General features: G+C 39.6%; 16 protein-coding genes and 1 riboswitch. Of the genes, 3 read left to right on the forward strand and 13 right to left on the reverse strand.

Annotated features, from left to right (window positions below; all coding sequences use genetic code 11):
- Window positions 1–47: 47 nt before the first annotated feature.
- On the reverse strand, window positions 48–1400 hold the full coding sequence (locus tag FGG79_RS07815) for a TrkH family potassium uptake protein (RefSeq protein WP_138777146.1): 1353 nt from the start codon (window positions 1398–1400) through the stop codon (window positions 48–50).
- Window positions 1401–1667: 267 nt separating this feature from the next.
- On the opposite strand from FGG79_RS07815, the gene FGG79_RS07820 reads away from it, so the two are divergent.
- A complete protein-coding gene (locus FGG79_RS07820; protein WP_138777147.1) occupies window positions 1668–1868 on the forward strand; it encodes an alpha/beta-type small acid-soluble spore protein in 201 nt (66 codons plus the stop codon).
- Window positions 1869–1956: 88 nt separating this feature from the next.
- Here FGG79_RS07820 and FGG79_RS07825 read toward each other — a convergent pair whose 3' ends face one another.
- From FGG79_RS07825 to FGG79_RS07855, 7 genes are all read right to left on the reverse strand, one after another.
- Window positions 1957–3051 carry an anti-sigma factor domain-containing protein gene (locus FGG79_RS07825; protein ID WP_138777148.1) on the reverse strand — a complete coding sequence of 365 codons (1095 nt, stop codon included), beginning with the start codon at window positions 3049–3051 and terminating at the stop codon, window positions 1957–1959.
- Window positions 3048–3803, reverse strand: a complete 756-nt coding sequence (gene sigI / locus FGG79_RS07830) for an RNA polymerase sigma factor SigI (RefSeq protein ID WP_138777149.1) — start codon at window positions 3801–3803, stop codon at window positions 3048–3050. Before sigI ends, FGG79_RS07825 begins: the two co-directional genes overlap by 4 nt.
- 143 nt (window positions 3804–3946) lie before the next feature.
- Window positions 3947–5218 carry a DUF5667 domain-containing protein gene (locus FGG79_RS07835; RefSeq protein WP_171050833.1) on the reverse strand — a complete coding sequence of 424 codons (1272 nt, stop codon included), beginning with the start codon at window positions 5216–5218 and terminating at the stop codon, window positions 3947–3949.
- 291 nt (window positions 5219–5509) lie between these two features.
- Window positions 5510–6277 carry a TerC family protein gene (locus FGG79_RS07840; protein ID WP_138777151.1) on the reverse strand — a complete coding sequence of 256 codons (768 nt, stop codon included), beginning with the start codon at window positions 6275–6277 and terminating at the stop codon, window positions 5510–5512.
- Between the two features lie 100 nt (window positions 6278–6377).
- Window positions 6378–6476: riboswitch (yybP-ykoY riboswitch) on the reverse strand.
- Between the two features lie 62 nt (window positions 6477–6538).
- Complete coding sequence (locus tag FGG79_RS07845) at window positions 6539–7000, reverse strand: hypothetical protein (protein ID WP_138777152.1); 462 nt, start codon at window positions 6998–7000, stop codon at window positions 6539–6541.
- Window positions 7001–7207: 207 nt separating this feature from the next.
- Entirely contained in the window at window positions 7208–8302 is a 1095-nt protein-coding gene (locus FGG79_RS07850) for an SDR family oxidoreductase (RefSeq protein ID WP_138777153.1), read from the reverse strand.
- A gap of 130 nt (window positions 8303–8432) precedes the next feature.
- Window positions 8433–11516: an efflux RND transporter permease subunit gene (locus FGG79_RS07855; RefSeq protein ID WP_138777154.1), complete on the reverse strand. Its 3084-nt coding sequence runs from the start codon at window positions 11514–11516 to the stop codon at window positions 8433–8435.
- 187 nt (window positions 11517–11703) lie between these two features.
- On the opposite strand from FGG79_RS07855, the gene FGG79_RS07860 reads away from it, so the two are divergent.
- Entirely contained in the window at window positions 11704–12573 is an 870-nt protein-coding gene (locus tag FGG79_RS07860; protein WP_138777155.1) for a hypothetical protein, read from the forward strand.
- A gap of 67 nt (window positions 12574–12640) precedes the next feature.
- Here FGG79_RS07860 and nhaC read toward each other — a convergent pair whose 3' ends face one another.
- The 4 genes from nhaC to FGG79_RS07880 all read right to left on the reverse strand — a co-directional run bounded on the left by nhaC (window position 12641) and on the right by FGG79_RS07880 (window position 18277).
- Window positions 12641–14047, reverse strand: a complete 1407-nt coding sequence (nhaC, locus tag FGG79_RS07865; RefSeq protein WP_138777156.1) for a Na+/H+ antiporter NhaC — start codon at window positions 14045–14047, stop codon at window positions 12641–12643.
- A 478-nt stretch (window positions 14048–14525) separates the two neighbouring features.
- Complete coding sequence (locus FGG79_RS07870; RefSeq protein ID WP_171050834.1) at window positions 14526–15563, reverse strand: EAL domain-containing protein; 1038 nt, start codon at window positions 15561–15563, stop codon at window positions 14526–14528.
- Between the two features lie 732 nt (window positions 15564–16295).
- Window positions 16296–17867 carry a peptide chain release factor 3 gene (locus tag FGG79_RS07875; protein WP_138777157.1) on the reverse strand — a complete coding sequence of 524 codons (1572 nt, stop codon included), beginning with the start codon at window positions 17865–17867 and terminating at the stop codon, window positions 16296–16298.
- Window positions 17868–18043: 176 nt separating this feature from the next.
- Entirely contained in the window at window positions 18044–18277 is a 234-nt protein-coding gene (locus tag FGG79_RS07880) for a YueH family protein (protein ID WP_138777158.1), read from the reverse strand.
- Between the two features lie 171 nt (window positions 18278–18448).
- Here FGG79_RS07880 and FGG79_RS07885 point away from each other — a divergent pair, with 171 nt between their 5' ends.
- Window positions 18449–19666 carry a NupC/NupG family nucleoside CNT transporter gene (locus FGG79_RS07885; protein WP_138777159.1) on the forward strand — a complete coding sequence of 406 codons (1218 nt, stop codon included), beginning with the start codon at window positions 18449–18451 and terminating at the stop codon, window positions 19664–19666.
- Between the two features lie 177 nt (window positions 19667–19843).
- On the opposite strand, the gene FGG79_RS07890 is transcribed toward FGG79_RS07885, so the two are convergent.
- Entirely contained in the window at window positions 19844–21319 is a 1476-nt protein-coding gene (locus FGG79_RS07890; protein ID WP_138777160.1) for a UDP-N-acetylmuramoyl-L-alanyl-D-glutamate--2,6-diaminopimelate ligase, read from the reverse strand.
- Window positions 21320–21326 lie beyond the last annotated feature (7 nt).

Raw genomic sequence — 21326 nt, forward strand, 5'->3', positions numbered from 1 at the left:
TAAAGAAAAAACGATGCTCAAGGTACGCATCGTTTTCTGAAAGTTCGTCAACCGATTATGACTCTTTCCTTAGGGTAATGATATTTGGCAGTCTTTTCTTTTCCTCCTATCATGAACAGAAAGGAGAGTATTCCTACTCGACCGATAAACATTAAAGCGATAATGACGCATTTTCCTACGGATGATAGTTCGGAGGTTATTCCCATTGATAACCCGGTAGTTCCAAAGGCAGAAGCGACCTCAAACACTATTTCCATTATAGAATGATCTTCTGTAAAGGACAGGATAATAACAGATAGAAAGCAGATAAAAATGGCCATCATCGTAACAACTAGGGATTTAATAATATCCTGCTGATGGATTTCCCTTTTAAATATCTTGATTGTTTGATTTCCCTTTGCAAAATGAAACAAGAATAAAATATTCAAGGCAAATGTTGTGGTCCTAATACCACCACCAACCGAGCTTGGTGACGCCCCAATAAACATCAGTGCGCTCATCACTAACAGAGTAGGTGATGAAAACTCAGCCACATTCATCGTAGCTAAACCACCATTCCTCGTTGTGGCTGATTGGAATAGTGCATAAAAGAATGACTCATGCCACGCCATGCCATCAAAAAAGCGATTATATTCAAATATAAAGATAATCAACGTCCCTAATGCCAGTAATCCAAAAAAAGTAACAGTTGTAATCTTAGTGTATAAAGAAAAGTGATGTCTGTTTCTTTGTTTGCTCATGAGATAATCCTTCGTCTCAATCAGAACAGGGAAACCAATTGCACCCAATGTCAACAATATGATGGTGATGAATTGCACAAAATAGTCATTGGCATAAGGAATGAGGGATTGGCCTGTAATATCGAAACCTGCATTGGTCGTCGCACTGACGGAAGCAAAAAGTCCTTGCAAGAAAGCTTCTTGCCAATTCGGATAATATCCTAAAAAATATACTCCCAATATAAATGCCCCAACGAGTTCAATAAGTATTATCAATAATAATATTTGCTTTAATAAACTGACCAGGCCGGCCAAACTTGTCTGGTTTTGGTCCGTCATGATTAAGCGTCGTTCCTTCAATCCGATCTTCTTTCCGACGATCAACCAAAAGAACGTCCCGAGAGTCATGATTCCGATACCGCCAAATTGCAGCACAAACATTAAAATGAAGATTCCTGTTGTACTGAAGGTGTCAACCGTGCTCACAACGGTCAGGCCCGTTACACTAACTGCACTTACTGCTGTGAAAATCGCATCTAAAAAACTCCATTCAGCCTCAGGTTTATGTGCAATCGGCAGACTTAGCAAAATGGTTGCAATCGTCACTGCAAGTAAATAATAGGTTACAATGACTTGAGCTGGCGTTAATTTATTTAAATTCAATCTAAGCTTATACCACATATATGTATTTCCCTTTCAACGTTATTTCCTTTTCTATCTTAATGAATATGAACGAAGAATGAAAGGAAAAACCGATAATTTCTTTTTATGTTTATTCTTTCTTTAACGGAAGTTACTTAAACCATCTTGTTAAATGATTCATTTCATAGGAATGTAAACTATACAAATTCGGCGAAATATTACCAAACATGTTCTCGGAATTTATACAAATAATATAAGTACTGAAACTTTCATTGTTTCAAGTATATCAATAAGGAGGTAACAACCATGGCTAAAAGTACAAATAAATTACTTGTTCCAGGTGTGGAACAATACCTTGATCAAGTGAAATATGAAATCGCCCAGGAGTTCGGGGTGACGCTTGGATCAGATACTGTATCTCGTTCTAACGGATCAGTTGGAGGAGAAATCACAAAGCGCCTAGTGAAACAAGCCCAGTCTCAATTATCTGGACAACAAACTAAATAATAATGGCATGGGGTAGCTGGCTTTCACCAGCTACCCCCTTCTCATACTCAAAGACTCATTCAGTAAACGTGCCTTTAGCATCATATTCTTAATCTTTTTTGTTTTCTTTCCGTTCATGCTGATCATGTTTCTTCTCATCTTTATTATCTTCACGTTCATGATGTCTATTGTCATTTCCCCTAGAGTGGGAGTTGTTCGATTCATTATGGGGAGATTTATTATGCTCTCTGTTAGATCTGTACTCAGACTCATCATTATGATTAGAAGAATTGCGGTTTTGAGACGGTATCGGCTTTTCTCTTGGTTTATTTTCTTGAGGATGAATCTTATCGTTGGTTCGATGATCTTCAGGCTTTACAGTTTTAGGTTTCTTTTCTTCCACAGGGGGATCCACCTTTTGCTCCTGAACCTTGGTGCGGTCATCCTTTTTATCCATTTCTGGGTTTGCTTTTTCTTCATCTACCACAGCATCTTCATGTTCTAGCGTCTTAGAAGGTTTTTTTACTTTCTTCTTATCTTCGCTTTCCTTAATGAAGGAACCAGCTGTCATTCCTTTTTCTGATGCTTCATCCCTAATTTCCGGGGAGGTTTCTTTCACGATAATATTTGCGTTATGTTCAAAGCGAAAGCCCTGAACAAACTCATTCAATTCATCTATTAAATCTCTTTCCCTTTGATGGTCCGAACCCTCGATAAAGGAAGAGGTAATCAAGACATTTTGATTGTCCTTTAAATATCCCATTTGTTCACTTAGCAAGAAGATCTTTTCTGTCACTTCGCTCACATCGTCATGTTCCCAGTCATTGAGCTCCTTTAAGAGCATCTCAGCATCCTCGTTGAAGGGTGTGATGCTAATTACCTGTTGTTCATGGTTCAAGGCTAATTCCATACTGGGGTTAATATCGACAGAAACATAGGCATATGCCTTGTTGTTCTGTAGAATAACGCTTGAAAACAAGGCAACAATGACGATCATAGCTGTTAAGATTGAAGTGGACACTTTCCAATTCCACCTGGAAATTGGTTTCGGTGCGACAGATTTGTTGGCAATCGGAAAGAAAGGAATCTCTTCACCGATAGCGTACTGTTGATCGAGCTGTTTTCTTCCTGTAAGAAATTCCCCTTCTGGTGTCATCATAACAAGGATATCCTGCTTGATTTCCATAATGATCCCTTTTTTCATATCTCTAACCGCCCTTTTAAGTAATCCCGTAAATACACATAATCCCCTATAAGAATAAGCGAAATGGCAATAATATACTTCCTGTTTCGCTCGATCGTTTTTCTACTGACGTTTACCTTTTTCTCTAATCTTTTAATTGGTAACCGTTTCTTATCTATAAGATAATTCAATAATTCGTTGGAGTTCACGACTGTTTTCGCAATGTCTATGGCATTCAACCTAGCATCTTCATGCTTAGGTGATTGTTCAATCAGATCATTGAAGGATAATTTGAAGTGAGATAGTTGTTCTTTGAATGCACCTATCTCTTCACGTCTCATTTGTGCTTGCTTCTGTTTTCCGTATTCTTCTACAGATACAATTTGATCGATGGTTAAACTTGTCTCTTCTTCACCATCTCCAGACAATGTCATATCCATGCTGACATCCTGTATTTTCCCATTTTTCCTGATATAATCGATAACTTTCCGTTTAATTATGACTTCAGAAAAACTGATGATGGAAGAGCCCCGTTCATGATTATATTTTAAGATAGCGTCATGAAAGGCAATCAGGCCGATGCTAAATTCATCATCACTTTCGTAAATATACCGTTTACAGACGGAAGACACCGTTTTTTTAATAAACGGTTTGTAGTCTTCAAGGACTGTATTCAGTAATTGTTCATCACCATTTTGTATTTGAATCGCCATTTCTTCCAACGATAGCTTCTTTTTTTGTTTTGCGAGTAAAAATAGTAATAAATTTAGCATCAGTCTCACCCCGTCCTGCACACTATTATACTCATATGCTGTTGAATTTAAAAGGATAATAGTGAGGAAGGGGCTGATTTGGAACCCCTTCCTGACTGATGTGACAATAATTTTTCAGTCTCTACCTCTGAACGATCACCACTTTACTCTTTGTGATGCCCCTTACCATTTTCTTTCCCTTTTTCATTATTATGCTGGCGCGCTTCTTTATCGTTTTTAGGGTGCTGTCTCTTTTCGTCTTTCTTCTCGTGCTGTGATCCTTTTGATTCTTCCTTCACATGTTTACGTACATCTTTTGTTTCATGTTTCACTTCTTTATGTTGATCTTTCCATTCTTTTTTTGCTTCTTTTTTCTCTGTATGATGGTAGACATTTGCGGGGGTAGCCTTGACTTCTTCTTGCATAATTTCTTCTTTTTCTTCTTTTTCGGTTACTTCTTTTGTGGTTTCTGTAGACTCATCAACCGCTTTGTCTGTAGTGTCTCCTGAATTAGGTGATTCTGAATCCTGATCCAAAGATGCAGATTCATCCACTTCTTGCTCATTTGATTTTTTCTCTTCTTTTTTATTCGCTTCTTTTGCTGCATTTTTTGCTGTTTTCTCTTCCAGCTTTGCAAGCTTTTCAGCTAATTTTATATAGCTTTTTTCAATATTTTTTTGTAGGGCTTCTTTTGCTTTAGGATTTTTGACTTTTTCTAAATTTGCTTTAAGAGATAAGATGTTGTGGGACATAAGTTCTTCTATGTCTGTCATTTCATCAGATGCTTCTTCTGTTTCTGTTTCCGTTCCTTCAGAAGTGGTGTTCCCTTCGATTTCAGAATCATCAGCCGTGGATTCTTTGTTAGTTGTTCCCTCAGTGTTCTCGTTCTTTTCCGTTTCTTCCTTCACTTCATCTTTAGCATCAGAATCAGTTTCTGTCTCTTTCGAATCTTTGTCGGCATCATCATTCTCATTATCAGACCAATGGCCTTCAGATTGATCAATCATGTCAATGGCTTTATTTAGAGCTTCAATAGCTTCTTCCTGCTTACCATCTTTAAACAACGCTTCTACTTCAGCCAATCTTTCTGCTGCATATTCCGCTAGTAATTTTGCTTCTTTGGCATCATCCATCGTAAAGGCAAGCTGAATTTTTTCAATTGCCAACTTAGCAAAATAGAAGAAATCACCAGGTAATAGTGAAGGTGTGTATGCAGATCCCTGAAGTTTTTCAATTTCTTTTTTGGCTGATTCCATCATCGCTTCATCATTTACTGCAACATCCGTTTTAGAAGTAGTGTTTTGTTGCTCCAATTTGATTGTGTCAAAGTTGTCATCGTTTGTATTCGCGAAAGCCATAGAGCTTGGAAAACTGATGGAACTGGCTACAAGAACAGCTAATGATGATTTCATGATTTTTGATTGTTGTTTTTTCATATGTACACCTCGGAAGTTTTATTGTATTTGGTCGATCGATCGCCTTAGTAAAGGAGTTACGTTTAAAGAACTTTTTTTGAGGGGGTTTATCCAAAATTAAATTTCGGAAAAAAGTTCGAGGATTCACAAAATACGGAAAGGATTGTTGATTAAACCCAGTGGTAATACAGTTTGGGTTTTTATTTTTTAAGAATACCAGAAAACTGCTCGTGGGGGATGGAGGAACTAGAAAAGTCAATTTCAAGAAAAAAAGCTAACGCGAATAATTTCGCATTAGCTTTTGATTCAAATTTATTCAGTTTCAACATCTGTCTGTTTTGCTTTTCTTCTTGAAAGGAGATAGCCACCGACTGATAAAAGGATCAATACGCTCCAGAATACAAGCTTCCATCCTTTTGATTCAGGAAAATGATGAGTCAGGATTGCCACATCAGGATGAGCAAGTGTGAATACAGCAAGCTTCACCCCGACCCAACCAACAATTAGGAATGCTGCAGATTCCAAAGTAGGGTATTTCTCCAATAATTTGACAAACCAGGTGGCTGCAAACCGCATAATAACCAATCCGATGACACCACCAAGGAACATGACGATAAATTGACCACCATCAATTCCTCCTATATCAAACCAACCTGTAGGCTGAAGAGTGACGGCTAAAGCAACAGCCGCTAGCATGGAATCAACAGCGAATGCGATATCCGCAAGCTCCACCTTGAGGACCGTCGTCCAGAATCCTGATCCTTTTGCCGCTTCCGATTTTACAGCTCCCGTGTCTTTCCTCTTTTTCACAAAGTGGTGAATCGCCACATAGAATAAATATATCGCCCCAATAGCCTGAACCTGCCATACATTCACTAAGAACGAAATGAGAAATAGTGCAGCAAATCTAAATACAAATGCCCCCAAGAGACCATAAAAGAGTGCCTTTTTCCTCTGTTCGACTGGTAAATGTTTGACCATCACTGCCATGACAACCGCATTATCTGCAGCTAATATCCCTTCAAGTCCTACCAAAATCAATAGAACCCAACCATATTCCAATAACATCGAAGCATCCATACCTTTTAGTCCCTCCCTATTTACATAGTTAGTTTTCCAATAGGCAAGAATTTTTATAAAACAAAAAGACCCTTGCCTAAATAAGGCAAAGGTCTTGCTTAGCATACGTATATGCCAACAAAGCCGATGGTATACACCATGTATTGACGACTTTGTTTAGGTATGAAACCACCTATAGCTACTCCCCTTTGACAGGTAGAAAACGTTAAATTGTATACGTTCATTCTACCCCAAAAAGTTTTTTTCGTAAAGAATTAATATTTATTTATAACGGATCATGATTGACCGGAAAAGCAGCCCAATCAGCACTCCTGGAATGACAAATAAAATAGGTAAAAAAATTGGGCCAAAAAATTTCCCGAAAATATAAACCTTAGGAGAATACATCAAACCCACAGTCACGGTGTAGGCGGTCATGACGAAAGGCAAAAAACTATATCTTTCTTCTTTTGTCCCAGCAACCTTATATGCATCCCACATAGCAAACATATATAGACAGGGGTAGAACATCAGCCATTGGTAATCAATTACGGAAGCTGCTTTACGGGTTTCCCCTAAAAAGCTGTACATGATGCCAAGGTTGAAATTGCTCTGGACATTAATAATAATCTCAAGAAGTACAAACAGTGCTCCCTTAAACCACAAACCAACCAATAATTGAGGAAAACCTGGAAGAGCAATGCTCCATAATATTCCTTCTAACTTTGATATAGAAGATTTCATGTGCACCCCTTAGGTAAGGTCGACCTTCTACACGGGACCATAAAAGTACATAGATGCAAATAATTATTTGTGTATTGGTTTTTGTATAGATTAAGGGACAATGACATCTCGAGATTCCTCCTATTGATGCTTCTCTCTTTATTTTTACCATATCTCTCCCAAATATTACGATTTTACATTTTTGAAACCTTTCCCCATTTTCGAACCTTAATAAATTTTCACATGCAATCCATCATTTGAGAAGTGTTCGAGGTAAAAGGAAACCATTTTTTCGATTTGAGTTGAAAGGGGCGGGCAGTAAATGCCGGATCCTTGTAAATCACGTTGAGCATGTTCACAATCGAATGATCCCTCCATTAAAAAATAGTCCAGAGCTTCCCGTTCCACTTTTAAATAACGGCGGACAGATCGTAAACCAAGCGCCCAATAAGAAATGGCGAGAGGAATATTACCCTTAGGCTTCTTCTTGAACATATGCCAATAGATCTGTTCATACACCTCCCTTACCGTTAATGGATCTGGATCTGTAAGGTGATAAGTCTTCCCGGTTCCAACTTCTTCATGGCCGAGATGGATGGAAGCTCTCACTACGTATTCAACCGGAACTATATTGATATGAGCCTTCCCCTCTCCAAGAAATGGAACCCAAGGCAGGAATGATAATCTCTTAAACATATTCATTATGAAGTATGGTCCATCAAACTTCACTGTTTCACCGGTTTTTGAATTTCCTTTTACAATGCCAGGACGGATGATTGTTATTGGGAGTTTATCTTTTGATCCGTCTACCAGAACCTCGGCTTCATATTTTGTCTGTTCATAAAAATTATGAAAGCTTCGAGGAGAGATGAGTTCATCCTCCAAGAGTTTCCCTTTTCGTGCCCCTGATATGAATGCAGTGGAAAAATACACGTATCGCTTTAATTGTCCGAGGGTTTCACAGAATGCATTGACCTGACGTGTCCCTTCCACATTTACCTTTTGTGCAAGTTCTTCTGGAACCGCTAAATCATAAATGGCGGCCAAATGCCAGACATAATCGATTGCATCACGCAATTCAACGATACGCTCTTGGGTCATACCGAGATTTGGTTGCGTGATATCCCCCTCAACCAATAGTAGTTTAGTCTCTGACATGTCATTCAGCTTCCTTACCCATTCTTTGGCCTGCTCTGTCATGGAGGTTAAATGTAGCAAGTATACTTTCGATGCCCTGCCTTGCCTCAATAGTTCTTCAACAACATTAAAACTTAAGAAACCTGGGAAACCAGTAATAAAATATGTTCTTTTTTCCACATTCATTCTCTCCCTGCTAAAAAGTATTGGATTTGCACACAAGTGCTGTTACAAAATAAGAGTTAACCTTCAACCTAAGGGACCCGTTCAAATGGTCACTACTCAGCTTTTTCAGGTTAACTCTGGCTGTAATCAATTACTCTTTAAATGCAGATCTATTTCTCTTCATTCTTCTTGTTTCTTTATCAAAGAAGCTGTACACAATAGGAATCACATAAATGGTCAACAGTGTACTACTGATCAACCCGCCAATTACTGCGATTCCCATAGGTTGATTAATTTCAGTACCTTCCCCAAGCCCAAGGGCCAGAGGCAACAAGCCAAGTATCGTTGTTAAGGCAGTCATAAATATCGGCCTTGCTCGGTCTTGCACTGCTTCGACTATGCTATCAAAACTGCTGATGCCAGCCTGCTTACGCTGATTAATGTAATCCACAATAACGATGGCGTTGTTGACTACGATCCCTGCCAGTACAATTACTCCAATAATTGCGGAAATGCTGATAGGGGTTTGAGTAACTGCTAACGCGATCGCTACTCCGATAACCATGAGTGGGACCGTAAACATGATAACAAATGGATATTTAAATGACTCGAATTGAGCCGCCATGACCATATATACAAGGACAATGGCAAGACCGAGCGCAAGGGCCATATCGTCAATTGAATCTTCGAGGAGCTCTCTGTCCCCACTAAATGAAACCAGGGTCTCATTCGGGAGGTCCAATGATTCGATTCTTTCATCAACGGCTTTTGAGATTGCTCCCAGATTGGTCTCTGACGAATATTGCAGGGTGAATTGAACTGCATGTTGCTGATCAATCCGCTGGATACTGACGGGACCATCTTCGATTGCGAAATCCACTACTGAATTCAATTGAATGTATTTTCCTTGTCCATTTGGAATGAGGAGCTTCTTCAATGAATCAAGATTTTCAGTAATATTTCGATCATATTGAACAAGAACGTTGATAACATCAGAAGACTCCGTAACCATTTGAGTAGCCAATACACCTCGAGTAACATCTTGGACGAGCGTACCTATCTGAGCTGGAACCAGCCCTTGTTCAAGTGCTTTCTCTCGGTTTACCTTCATTTGCACTTCTTTCACCGTCTCCATCTGATCGGTCGTTACTTCAGACACATCATCCATGTCTTTCAAAGAAGCAAATAACGAATCGACCGATTTTTCCAATCGATTCGGATCCGTGTCCCTCAGGTTAAACGTAAGAGTTTGAGGACTGGAACCTGATGTTGACTGAAGATTAAAGGAAACATCAGCTGACTTATTTACTTTTTGAGCGGCTTTTTCAATTTCCGGTTTCACTTCATCAGCAAAGCTGAATATCGATCTTTCCCTATCTTTTAAAGGTTTCATTTTGACATAAACTTCTGCAATATTCCCTTTTGAACTTCCTCTAAAGGATTCTTCCTGAGTTGAACCAACCAAGCTTACAAAAACATCCACTTCTTTTTCCTTTTCTAATCTTTCTTCAATTTCATTTACAACATGGTTTGTTTCATCAACAGAGGCCCCATTTTCTAATTCGACTCTCATATTGAAGAAACCTTCATCAGTAGGTGGTAAAAACTGTGTCCCAACTGTCGTGAGTCCAAGCCCACCTGCAACTAACGTAAGAGCAGTGATAAATAAGACGATGAACCGATGACGAAGAGCCCATTTGACAGAACGGGAGAACGTGTTTCGGCTTTTAGAACGCCTTCGCTTCGCTTCTATATTCCCTTTAGGCTTCTTCAATAACCTACTCGCAAGCATCGGAATAACCGTCAATGCTACAACAAGAGAGGCTAATAAACTAAACGAAATCGTTAAGGCAAATTCAGTAAATATCTCTCCTAGTAGTCCTGATATAAAAACAATGGGTAAAAATACTGCAACTGTGGTTAAGGTAGATGCAGTGATGGCTCCCCCTACTTCTTTGGCACCGATAAGAGCCGCTTCCCTCGGGTTTTTCCCAAGTGAAAGATGGCGATATATATTTTCTATCACGACGATAGCATTATCCACAAGCATTCCAATTCCAAGAGCCAAAGCTCCAAGCGTCATAATATTCAACGCAAAATCAGCAAAGAACATTAAGACAAATGTAACGATAACAGAGTATGGAATCGCTACACCAATGATTAAAGGACTCTTAACATTCTTTAGGAATAAAAAGAGTACGAGCATGGCAAACGCCCCACCGATCAATAGTGAATTAGCTATATTGCCAATCGCTTGAGTGATATAGTCACCCTGGTCGAAGAGAATGTCGGCTTTGATTGATTTGTATTGATCTTGTTTAAGTAGGCGGTTAAGCTCATTTTGAAATGCTTTTGATACAGATGCTGTATTGGCGTCCGATTGCTGCAGAACACTAAAAAGTATGGCAGGCTCTTGATTTGCACGGGTAATCGTATTTGTATCCTGCTGTCTCTTCTCGACAGTTGCTACTTCTGATAGCGTCATTTTCTTACCGGTTTCTGGATTGACATTAAGAACTAACGCCTTTAACTCATCCACCGACTGCAGTTTGCTCAAAACGCGAGTGGTCAAGGTTTGTCCATCGGTTTCAATTGTATCTCCAGGCGCAGTCACATTATTAGCTCGAATCGCTTGAATGATATCCTTTTGGCTTAGTCTGTTATCTTTCAGCTTCTGCTGATTTAATTCAATAACCACTTCATCCTTCAATGAGCCTGAAACGTTCACATTGGCTACGCCTTCAACCCTGGTTAGTTCCAGTTTCAAACTCTCGGAAAGTGTTTTTAAATTAGACTCTTTCCCCTCTTCCCTTAATGAGAATTGAATGATAGGAAACTGTGCGGGATCAAATTTAAGGAATCGTGGATTTTCCACACCGTCCGGGAGTGGGGTCTGGTCCAACCGTTGCAGGACATCATTTTCGATGTCATCGATGGAGGTAGACCATGAAAACTCGAGGAGAATAAAGTTCGAACCTTCCCTGGAAGTGGACTGAATGTTTTTCATTCCCGGAAGAGTGGATAAGCTCTCTTCCAATGGCTTGGTGACTTTCTCCACCACTTCCTGAGGACCGGCACCAGGATAATTGGTCACGACGACCCCTACTGGCGGATTCAGGTCTGGAATTAGTTTTAATGGTATTCTCAGGAGGGAAACTCCACCGAGAATAAGAATGAGAAGCATGGTTACAATGGTGAACACAGGACGCCTTATGGAAAAATCACTTATCTTCAATTAAATGCCTCCCCTTTCTTTATCTATATCGTTCACACGCTTTGGAAGCAGTTACTGTTAACTATAGTCTCTTCAGGAAGATCCTTCAATATTAAAGCGTCTCAAGCTATTAGTTTGTTTATAAAATAAATAATTCCACTTATTTTGTACACACTATTTTCTATAATGCAATGTAAGGAGCATCATAATGGCAAACTGGATTCCATTTGTTTCCCTCAGTCTTATCAGCATCTTTTTATTAATCTTCATAGTCATGAAAAACCGTCATATTTCTGCTCATATCATATTGTTTTGGCTTTTCATTTCCGGCTTGGCATATGTATTCGAATATATCATTTTTGTTTTATATAATAGCTATTCGTATTATCCCCACATTTTATCGAATGATTACAATGACAGTGTATTAGGATCGATTAGTTCTCAAGCATTTTCTGTTCCAATCGCGATTACGTATATTGTGGTGTATCGTTTGAAACTAAGCAGGATCCTCCTCATTATTGGATTATTTTTTTTCATAGAAACCTGGTTTATTTACTCTAATTTATACGAGCATCATTGGTGGGAATCGTATTATACGACTTTTTCCCTCGTCATTTCCGTCATCATGGCCAAGACATGGTGGAAACTTTTTTTGGGACAAACAAATCATTATGTTCAACTTATCACCTTGTTCTTTGCACTATCCACCATATCCCTTTCCTTCGCTTGGATCCTTTCTTCGATTTTGGAGATATATGTAATTCCGGTGGAACACTTTGCTAACCCTACAAGGGATTTGATAGCAGGGAATGCTTTGTATATTTGGTTTACTACTTACCTTTATACGCTTGTAATTTTTTTTCGTAACAGGAATTGGACGTATACTTTATTGACAATCGTCTTTCTCTTGAGCGTCGAGACCTTTATGGTCCAACATGACATATTAATCTTAAAGAGCTCCATCATGTTATTGGTTTTACCCCTATTTCATTTTCTAATGATTTCAATAGGAAGATTTTATTATTGTCAGAATTTCCCCACATATTCTGAAATGCAAAGAAGAAGGACTGTCCTTTAATTGAATCACTTTCCCTAGGGAGAAAGGATGATTCAAAAGGACAGTCCTTCTGTAATTCCTCAATTATTTAATTACTTACGACCGGATTGGTCTCATTTTGTTCTTTTTCAATCGTCCATCCTGTAAATCCATATAGGATTGTCATAACAGGGGAAATAAGGCAGAAAACGGCAAATGGTAAATATTCAAGGGTGGGAACTCCCAACACATCTGTTAGAAAGATTCCACACACACTCCATGGCACTAAAGGATTCACTACAGTACCTGCATCCTCTAATGTACGGGATAATGATTTCGGGTGGAGCCCCAATTTCTTATATTGTGATTGAAAAGCTTCTCCCGTCAACAAGATCGATAAATACTGCTCACCTACTACAAGATTAATTCCAATTGCTGTCAATGCAGTAGAAAGAATGGTTCTTCTTCCTGAATGAATGATTGTAGAAACTTTATTTAGTAAAGCGGGAATAATACCTAGTTTAAATAACAACCCTCCTAGACTTAAGGAAAGGATCACAAGGGAAACGGTGAACATCATGCTGTTCACTCCCCCTCTTGTTAAAAGGGAGTCGATGGATTCAACACCAGTTTCAGATGTATATCCAGAAAACAGAACCTGAAAGAGTTGACTCGCTTGTAAGGTTCCATGGAAGAATGATAATAAAACGGAAACGGCTATGGTGATCGATAAAGTGAGCAGAGCAGGTGTTTTAAATACAATTAACACAATAAGCAATAAGACAGGGATCATACTATACCAGTGAATAAGACCTGATTGCGTTAATCCGTTCTGTAAAGCATCGAGCTGAACTAAATCGATATTACTTGTACCAGGGGACAAGTAGCCGAATACAGCCAAAGAAATGACAAATGCCGGAACAGTCGTCCACGCCATATTACGAATGTGTGTAAACAAATCCACCTTCACAATGGATGAAGCAAGATTGGTTGTATCGGATAACGGAGACATCTTATCTCCAAAAAAGGCTCCTGAAACGATTGCCCCTGCCGTGATGCCCATCGATAATCCCATTGCCTCACCAATTCCAATCAATGCAACCCCTATGGTCGCTGCGGTTGTAAGCGAACTGCCAATCACTACTCCACTTAAAGACGTTAGCAGGAATGCAATGGCATAAAAGTAATGAGGGGTTACAAATTCAAATCCATAAAACATTAACGTAGGGATGGTTCCACTAATTAACCAGCTACTTACAAGAAGTCCAATGAAGAAGAAGAGTAAAACCGCACCAAGACCTCCTTGTGCCCCAGCAATCATTCCTTGTTCAATTTCCTTGAATCGTACTTTACGCAACAGTCCATAGAACATTAGCATGAAGAGGGATAGAATGATTGGAATATGTGGGACTGCCCCGACTCCGATAATACTGATACTGATGATTCCCAGTACTGCCAATAGCACGAGGGCTGCTTCTAAAACAGTAGGCTGATGTACATTTTTGATATTTAACATCGTGACACTTCCTTTTCTTGATTGACTGGTGTGTTGGAATGGGAGTGAATAGCAAAAAGAACCCACCATCCCAGATAGGGACGAAGAGTTCTCCGCGTTACCACCCTAATTGGAATAAACGAATTCATGTCATATAGAAGATCAGACGATCTATGACGACAAATAGTTTATCCCCACTTCATAAAGGCGTCCCATATTAAAGCCTCGATGCTCAAGGCCTTGTGAACAATGTAATTCAGAAATAAATGGACCTAGACTTACACCTCACGTCTAGTCTCTGACTGCTGTCACATTTCCCCCTACTCCGTTGTTCAGGACAATAACTATGCGATTAATCGATAAGAGCCAACTTCGACCCTTAAACGCTTTTAAGCTTTTATGCGCTAAAGTAATTTATATTAGTATTTTATCATCATCTTTTCATATGTCAACCGGCTTTTTTATATACATATCATTTTTTATAGGTATTTCTTAGTGTTCAGGTGGCGTTACCCTGCACAAATTGGGAATTTCCGAATGGTTCGATTGCTTCTTGAGATGGTTTTCCTATGAAGTAACCCTGAGCATAATGAATCCCAATATCTTTGCAAAATAACAATTCTTCTTTCCGCTCAATTCCTTCAGCCAAAACAAGGATGTCTAATTCTCCCGCAATCTTCATGACCTTCCGCAAAAATTTCTGGTTATCCGGATTAAGATCACAGTGATCGATGAAAGACCGATCAATTTTCACATAGTCCGGTTGGAGAAGTGTCAACATTTCAACTGTGGCAAAGCCAGAACCAACATCATCAAGGGCCACTTTCATACCTTCCCGTTTATATACTTCAAGGACTGACCTCAAATGTTCCACATCTTCAATCTTTTCCGTTTCTACCACTTCAAATACAAGGTCTGAAGGATTCACTCCGAGTTCATTCACAATGGTAAAGGTATGCCGCAAACAAAATTCAGGATTATATATGGTCGAGGGAAGGAAATTAATAAAGCTCTTAATACCAGGTTGGACCTGATTCTCCCTGCATTCGATAGCTGATTTTCTCGCTTTCTGATCCAACATGGAATGAAATCCTGTGAGCGACGCCACTTCAAATAATTCCCCTGGATTGATTCTCTCTCTTCCATTGCCCGGCCTCAATAATGATTCATAGCCAAAAAGGCTGAAATCTTTAAGGTCAATGATGGGCTGGAGGTGGCTAGTAAATCCCCCATTCTGAATCATCTCTACCATCTGTCTATACTTAATCAGATTCAGGAATTTCCCAGAGGGAATGAATGATTCTGGATAAGGGTCACAATTAATGCTAAACTCCCACCCCTCATCCGCTATTATCTCTTCTATTTCAACCAATTCCACATAAAGCTCATCGATATTTTCATAAGTAAAAGAATATAATCCCTTTTCTGATTGATGAAAATCCCTTTTTAATGGGAAACCTTTATGGTGATCGTTATATAAAAAAAAGTATCCTTTTTCATGGTACTCCATCGTTACTCCACAATTAGCACATTCCATCTTTCTGCTTCCTTTCAAAAATAGCATTTTATACCTATATGTCTATTTTAAGACTTTCAACACAACTATTGCTAGTGATACTCTTTATTATGGGATGAATTCACTAAATAATTGTTTGTAGCCCAGATATATATGAAGATGGTAGATGATTAGAAAATACTTTAGCATAATAAAATGCTCTTTTATTAAACTATGTTGCTATTAACGGTAGCGAGTGGTGGTTGATTTCCGCTGCAGGTGCTCGCTTTCCGCGGGGCGTGAGTTGAGCCTCCTCGGGCTTTGCCCTGTGGGGTCTCAACTTTCCCGCATTTCCCGCAGGAGTCGAGCACCTTCCGCTACAATCAACTTACTAAGTATGAGGACTAATCTACTACCATACGCGGCTAGAAAACATCATTTTTCATCGAGTGCAGTGGTCGATGTTACCTTGAATAGTAAGATACTATTTCATTCGTTTTTTTCACTAGTAAGCTCTGTCACGATATCTCATTTAGATGGTGAGGGGAACGGCGTAGACTCCTGCGGAAAAACGGGCGTGCCGAGACCCCGGAAGCGAAGCTGAGGAGGCTTGGCCGTTCGTCCGCCGGAAAGCGAAGGCGTTCCCCTCACCATCTATCGCACTCACTCATAGACAGAGCCTTGGCAGTTCCTATGTTAGAAAACATCAACCTTTGGGAAAAGAGCCTAATAAAAAAGCACCCTCACATCGAATATGTAGGGGTGCTAACGCTTTTACATTAAACTAAATAATCGGATATCAGGATTTTTATCATTGAACCATCTCATGGCAAAATCATTTTCAAACAAGAAGACCAGATTGTCATGACGGTCTTTCACCAACATGCTTCGGGAGCTTGACATGGAATCCTTCACATCTTCTTCATTTTCAATCCATCTTGCAATTTTAGAACCAATTGGTTCCATCTTCACATCAACATTATATTCATTCTTCATTCTGTGTTCGAATACCTCAAACTGAAGCTGGCCAACTGCACCCAGAATAATATCTTCTGTTCGAAGAGTCTTATAATATTGGATGGCACCCTCTTGAACCAGTTGAAGGATTCCCTTTTGGAAATGCTTCTGCTTCATCACATTTTTGGCAGTAACACGAACGAAAAGTTCCGGAGTGAACTGGGGAAGCTTTTCGTATTGGAAGCCGTTCTTACCTTGCACAAGTGTATCACCAATCTGATACGTGCCTGTGTCATAAACTCCAATAATATCCCCACTGACAGCTTCATTTACCGTGCTGCGATCATCTGCAAGAAATTGTGTTGATTGTGCAAGCTTGATGGACTTGCCGGTACGTGAAAGATTAACTGTCATCCCTCTCTCAAATTGACCGGAACAAATGCGGACAAACGCTATCCGGTCACGGTGGGCAGGATTCATATTGGCTTGAATCTTAAACACGAAACCTGAAAAGTCCTCAGCTGTCGGTTCAATCTCACCTACGTCGGAATTCCGTGATTGAGGAGATGGTGCAAATTGCAAATATGTTTCTAAAAAGGTTTGAACACCGAAATTAGTTAACGCACTCCCGAAGAATACCGGCGACAGTTCTCCGCTTGCTATGCGTTCTCGTGAAAACGGATTACCGGCTTCATTCAGAAGCAGCACATCTTCCAAGCTTTGATGATAAAGATTACTGTCCTTCAGAGAATGCTCCCCTTCAATTTCGCCTTCATCGTTTAACGAAATGAATCGATCATCCTCTTCTACGCGGAATTGCTCAATTCGGTTATGGAAGCGATCATAAATCCCTAAGAATTCTTTCCCCATTCCGATCGGCCAGTTCATCGGGTAAGACTGGATCCCTAATACTTCTTCAAGCTCCTCTAATAATTCCAATGGCTCACGTCCCTGACGATCGAGCTTATTGATGAAGGTGAAGATTGGAATGCCTCTCATACGGCATACTTTGAATAGTTTTAAGGTTTGGGCTTCGATCCCCTTGGCTGAATCAATGATCATGACCGCACTATCAACTGCCATCAAGGTTCTATATGTGTCTTCAGAAAAGTCTTGGTGACCTGGAGTATCAAGGATATTCACTCGATAATCATCATAATCGAATGCCATAACGGAAGATGTAACGGAGATTCCTCTTTGTTTCTCAATTTCCATCCAGTCAGATGTAGCAAACTTACCGGTTTTTTTTCCTTTTACGGTTCCAGCTGCACGAATGGCTCCTCCGAATAGGAGTAGTTGCTCTGTTAAGGTTGTTTTCCCAGCATCGGGATGGGAAATAATAGCGAAAGTCCGTCTCGATTGAACTTCCTGTATAAAGTCTATTTTCATTCGTAAAATCCTTTCTCGTCATTCTCACTTTCTCATCATATTCGTTCTAAAGTAACAATGCAACAAAGAATCAATGCAGTTCCACGTTAATCCAATGGCAATAAGCGTTTCTATGCCAATTGAAGTGATTTAATAGTAGTTTCAAGGAGCATTACGTAACAGGTGGAAAAAACCTGTTACATCTCGCATGTCCATTGAACAATCCTTAAACTTAAAGTATTTGCTGCTTCTTCTGATACCCTTCCTTTTAATGAATCAAATAATTTCATTTGGATATTATCTTCTTCATATGTAAGTGAAAAGGACCATTCAATAGTAGGAATGGCGATTAAAATGAATTCTTCTTTCTTATTTTCATATATATATACTTTTTGTTCCAATCCATCCAATAAATTTTTTCTTATTTTCATTTTTGTATCCCCTTTCATGAAAACGCTGTATTTGCGCATACTAATAGCGATGACTCTTGTACAAAATTCGACAAAATCCGTAATTGTAGGTTGTCAGACGTCTGAAAGCATTGTAAAATAAAAACTCGAAAGCATCAAGTTTCAATTATACTTATCGAAGAGGTGAAAGAAGTGCAATATTTATGGGGTATCATGGGTATTATTGTCGTTATGGGAATTGCGTTTGCATTTTCAAAGAATAAGAAGCGGGTTAATTTCAGAACAGTCCTCGGTGGACTTGCTATACAGATATTTTTCGCTTTCATCGTGTTAGAAACTTCATGGGGGCAGAGCGCTCTTAAAGGATTAACAGAAGTCGTTAATGCGATTATCAACTATTCCAATGAAGGGATCACCTTCCTATTTGGAGGTCTTTACACAGAGGAATCTAACATTGCCTTCATTTTTGCATTTAATGTACTTCCTGTCGTTATTTTCTTCTCTGCTCTAATTTCAGTCCTTTACTATCTTAAAATCATGCAATTTTTTATCAAGATTTTAGGCGGAGGATTATCGAAGCTGTTAGGAACAAGAAAAGCAGAGTCATTATCTGCAGCTGCCAATATTTTTGTTGGACAAACAGAGGCTCCATTAGTCGTACGACCTTTTCTATCAAAAATGACTGAGTCAGAACTATTTGCCGTCATGACGGGAGGTTTGGCTTCAGTTGCTGGATCTGTATTAGTGGGATATTCTCTTTTGGGTGTTCCTTTAGAGTACCTATTAGCAGCGAGTTTCATGGCTGCTCCGGCCGGTCTTGTTATGGCTAAGTTGTTTGTTCCAGAAACAGATGATTCACCAGAACCTGAAGCGTTTGAAATGGAAGCGGATTCGGAATCTGCAAACGTGATAGATGCCGCAGCAAATGGGGCAAGCGTCGGGTTGCAATTGGCTTTAAACATTGGAGCAATGCTCCTTGCATTCATCGCCCTTGTTGCGATGATCAATGGTCTTCTAGGTTTTGTCGGTGGATGGTTTGGATTTGACAGCCTTTCACTTCAACTTGTGCTTGGTTATGTATTTGCTCCTCTGGCTTTCGCTATCGGTGTGCCTTGGAGTGAAGCGGTTACTGCAGGAAACTTCATCGGGCAGAAACTTGTCATTAATGAATTTGTTGCTTATTCAGCATTTGCACCAGAAATCGGTAATTTATCTGAAAAAACAGTTGCCATTATTTCATTCGCCCTTTGTGGATTTGCGAATCTCTCTTCACTTGGGATTTTACTTGGTGGATTGGGGAATCTAGCCCCTGACCGCAGAAGTGATATTGCACGCATGGGACTGAGAGCCGTAATTGCAGGTGCACTTGCTTCTTTACTAAGTGCTGCTATTGCAGGTATGTTCATATAATCATCTGTATGACGAAAGAGAAGGATAGCCTCCTTCTCTTTTTTTAATTGTTTTATCTAACATTCTATAGACTAAAAAAAGAAGCAATCGGCCGTTATCTAACGGCCGATTGCCTTTTGTTTTTCAAAGTGGTTATTTTTTACGAGATCCGATTTTTCTCGGATTCTCTCGGGAAAGTTATTCAGATATACGATATTTCAACTTACTTTCTTCTCTCGCAATATCCTTATCACTATGAGGATATTTTGTATTTTCGATGATTTGATAATCTTCATGACCCTTCCCGGCAAAGATGATGATATCTCCCGGCTCACTTATCTCGACCGCATGCTTAACTGCTTTTCCTCGATCTCCAATCAATGCAAATTGATCATGCTGCATCCCTTTTGCAAGGTCGCTCAGGATGCTATCATATTCTTCATATCTCGGATCATCCGTTGTTAAAATGACGTAATCTGCGAGCGACGCTTTTTCTGCCATAGTAGGGCGCTTCGTCTTATCACGATTCCCTCCCGTGCCCACAAGGAAAATGATTTTATTCTCCTTAAACGGCAGGACAGATTGGATGGCATTCTCGATTGCATCAGGCGTATGGGCGTAATCAATATAAACCGAAAGGGGCGCATCCATTTTAACTTTCTCCATGCGTCCGTTTACAGGAGGAAGCTCTTTAACAATCTCAACGAGACGATAAATCTCCATCCCTTTCGCATATAGGCAGGCCATGGCGGTCAATACATTGTATACATTGAATTTTCCTAATAGGTTCATTTCAACCTCAAAGTTTCCCTCAGGAGAATTCAATGTGAATTTCGTTAAATCATTGAAATATTCTACATTTTCAGCCCTGAAGTCAGCATGCTTGTCAAGGCCGTAGCTAATCACTTCATGAGCAGTCATATTGTTATAGCGGTGATACCATTCTTCATCTGCATTAAGAACCGCATACTTTGGATTTTGAAGACCTTGACCCAATTGTGAGAATAATAACCCTTTAGCATACCCGTAGTGCTCCATCGTTCCATGATAGTCCAAATGGTCGTGACTCAGGTTAGTGAACGCCACTATATCAAAGTCGATCCCCCATAATCTACCCAGTGCAAGTCCATGGGAGGAAACCTCAAGGGTGAAATTCTGAATGTCCCGATCTAATGCAGTTTGCAGCATCTGCTGATTAGTTAGGTTATCGCATGTAGTGTTTTCACTTGGCAGCAACTCCCCATCTAAGTTAAAGCCGATGGTACCTGATAATGCAGAGCTTTGATTGTCCTTTTTCAAGATGGAATGAATCAGGTTGCTCACTGTTGTCTTACCATTTGTACCTGTCACACCAATAACCGATAATTTCTGAGAAGGATAATCGTAATATTTATTGGATAGTTGGGCCAAGGCCTTGAATGAATCCTTTACAACGACTATTGCCGCTTTGCTTAAATCAAGGTCCAGTTGCTTTTCTGCCACGACTAATGTGGCACCTTTTTCAACAGCATTGGCAGCAAAATCATGTCCATCCACTGTGTACCCTCTTGTGCACACGAACACGCTGCCATTCTTCACTTTTCTCGAATCCACATGAATGTCGCTTATTTCTGAAGGTAGTTCACCGTAAATGGTTTTTAATTTTATGCTTTCTAACAGATTGTATGTATTCATTCTCTTA

Source organism: Bacillus sp. BHET2, from assembly GCF_005938125.1.
Taxonomy (GTDB): domain Bacteria; phylum Bacillota; class Bacilli; order Bacillales; family Bacillaceae_B; genus Rossellomorea.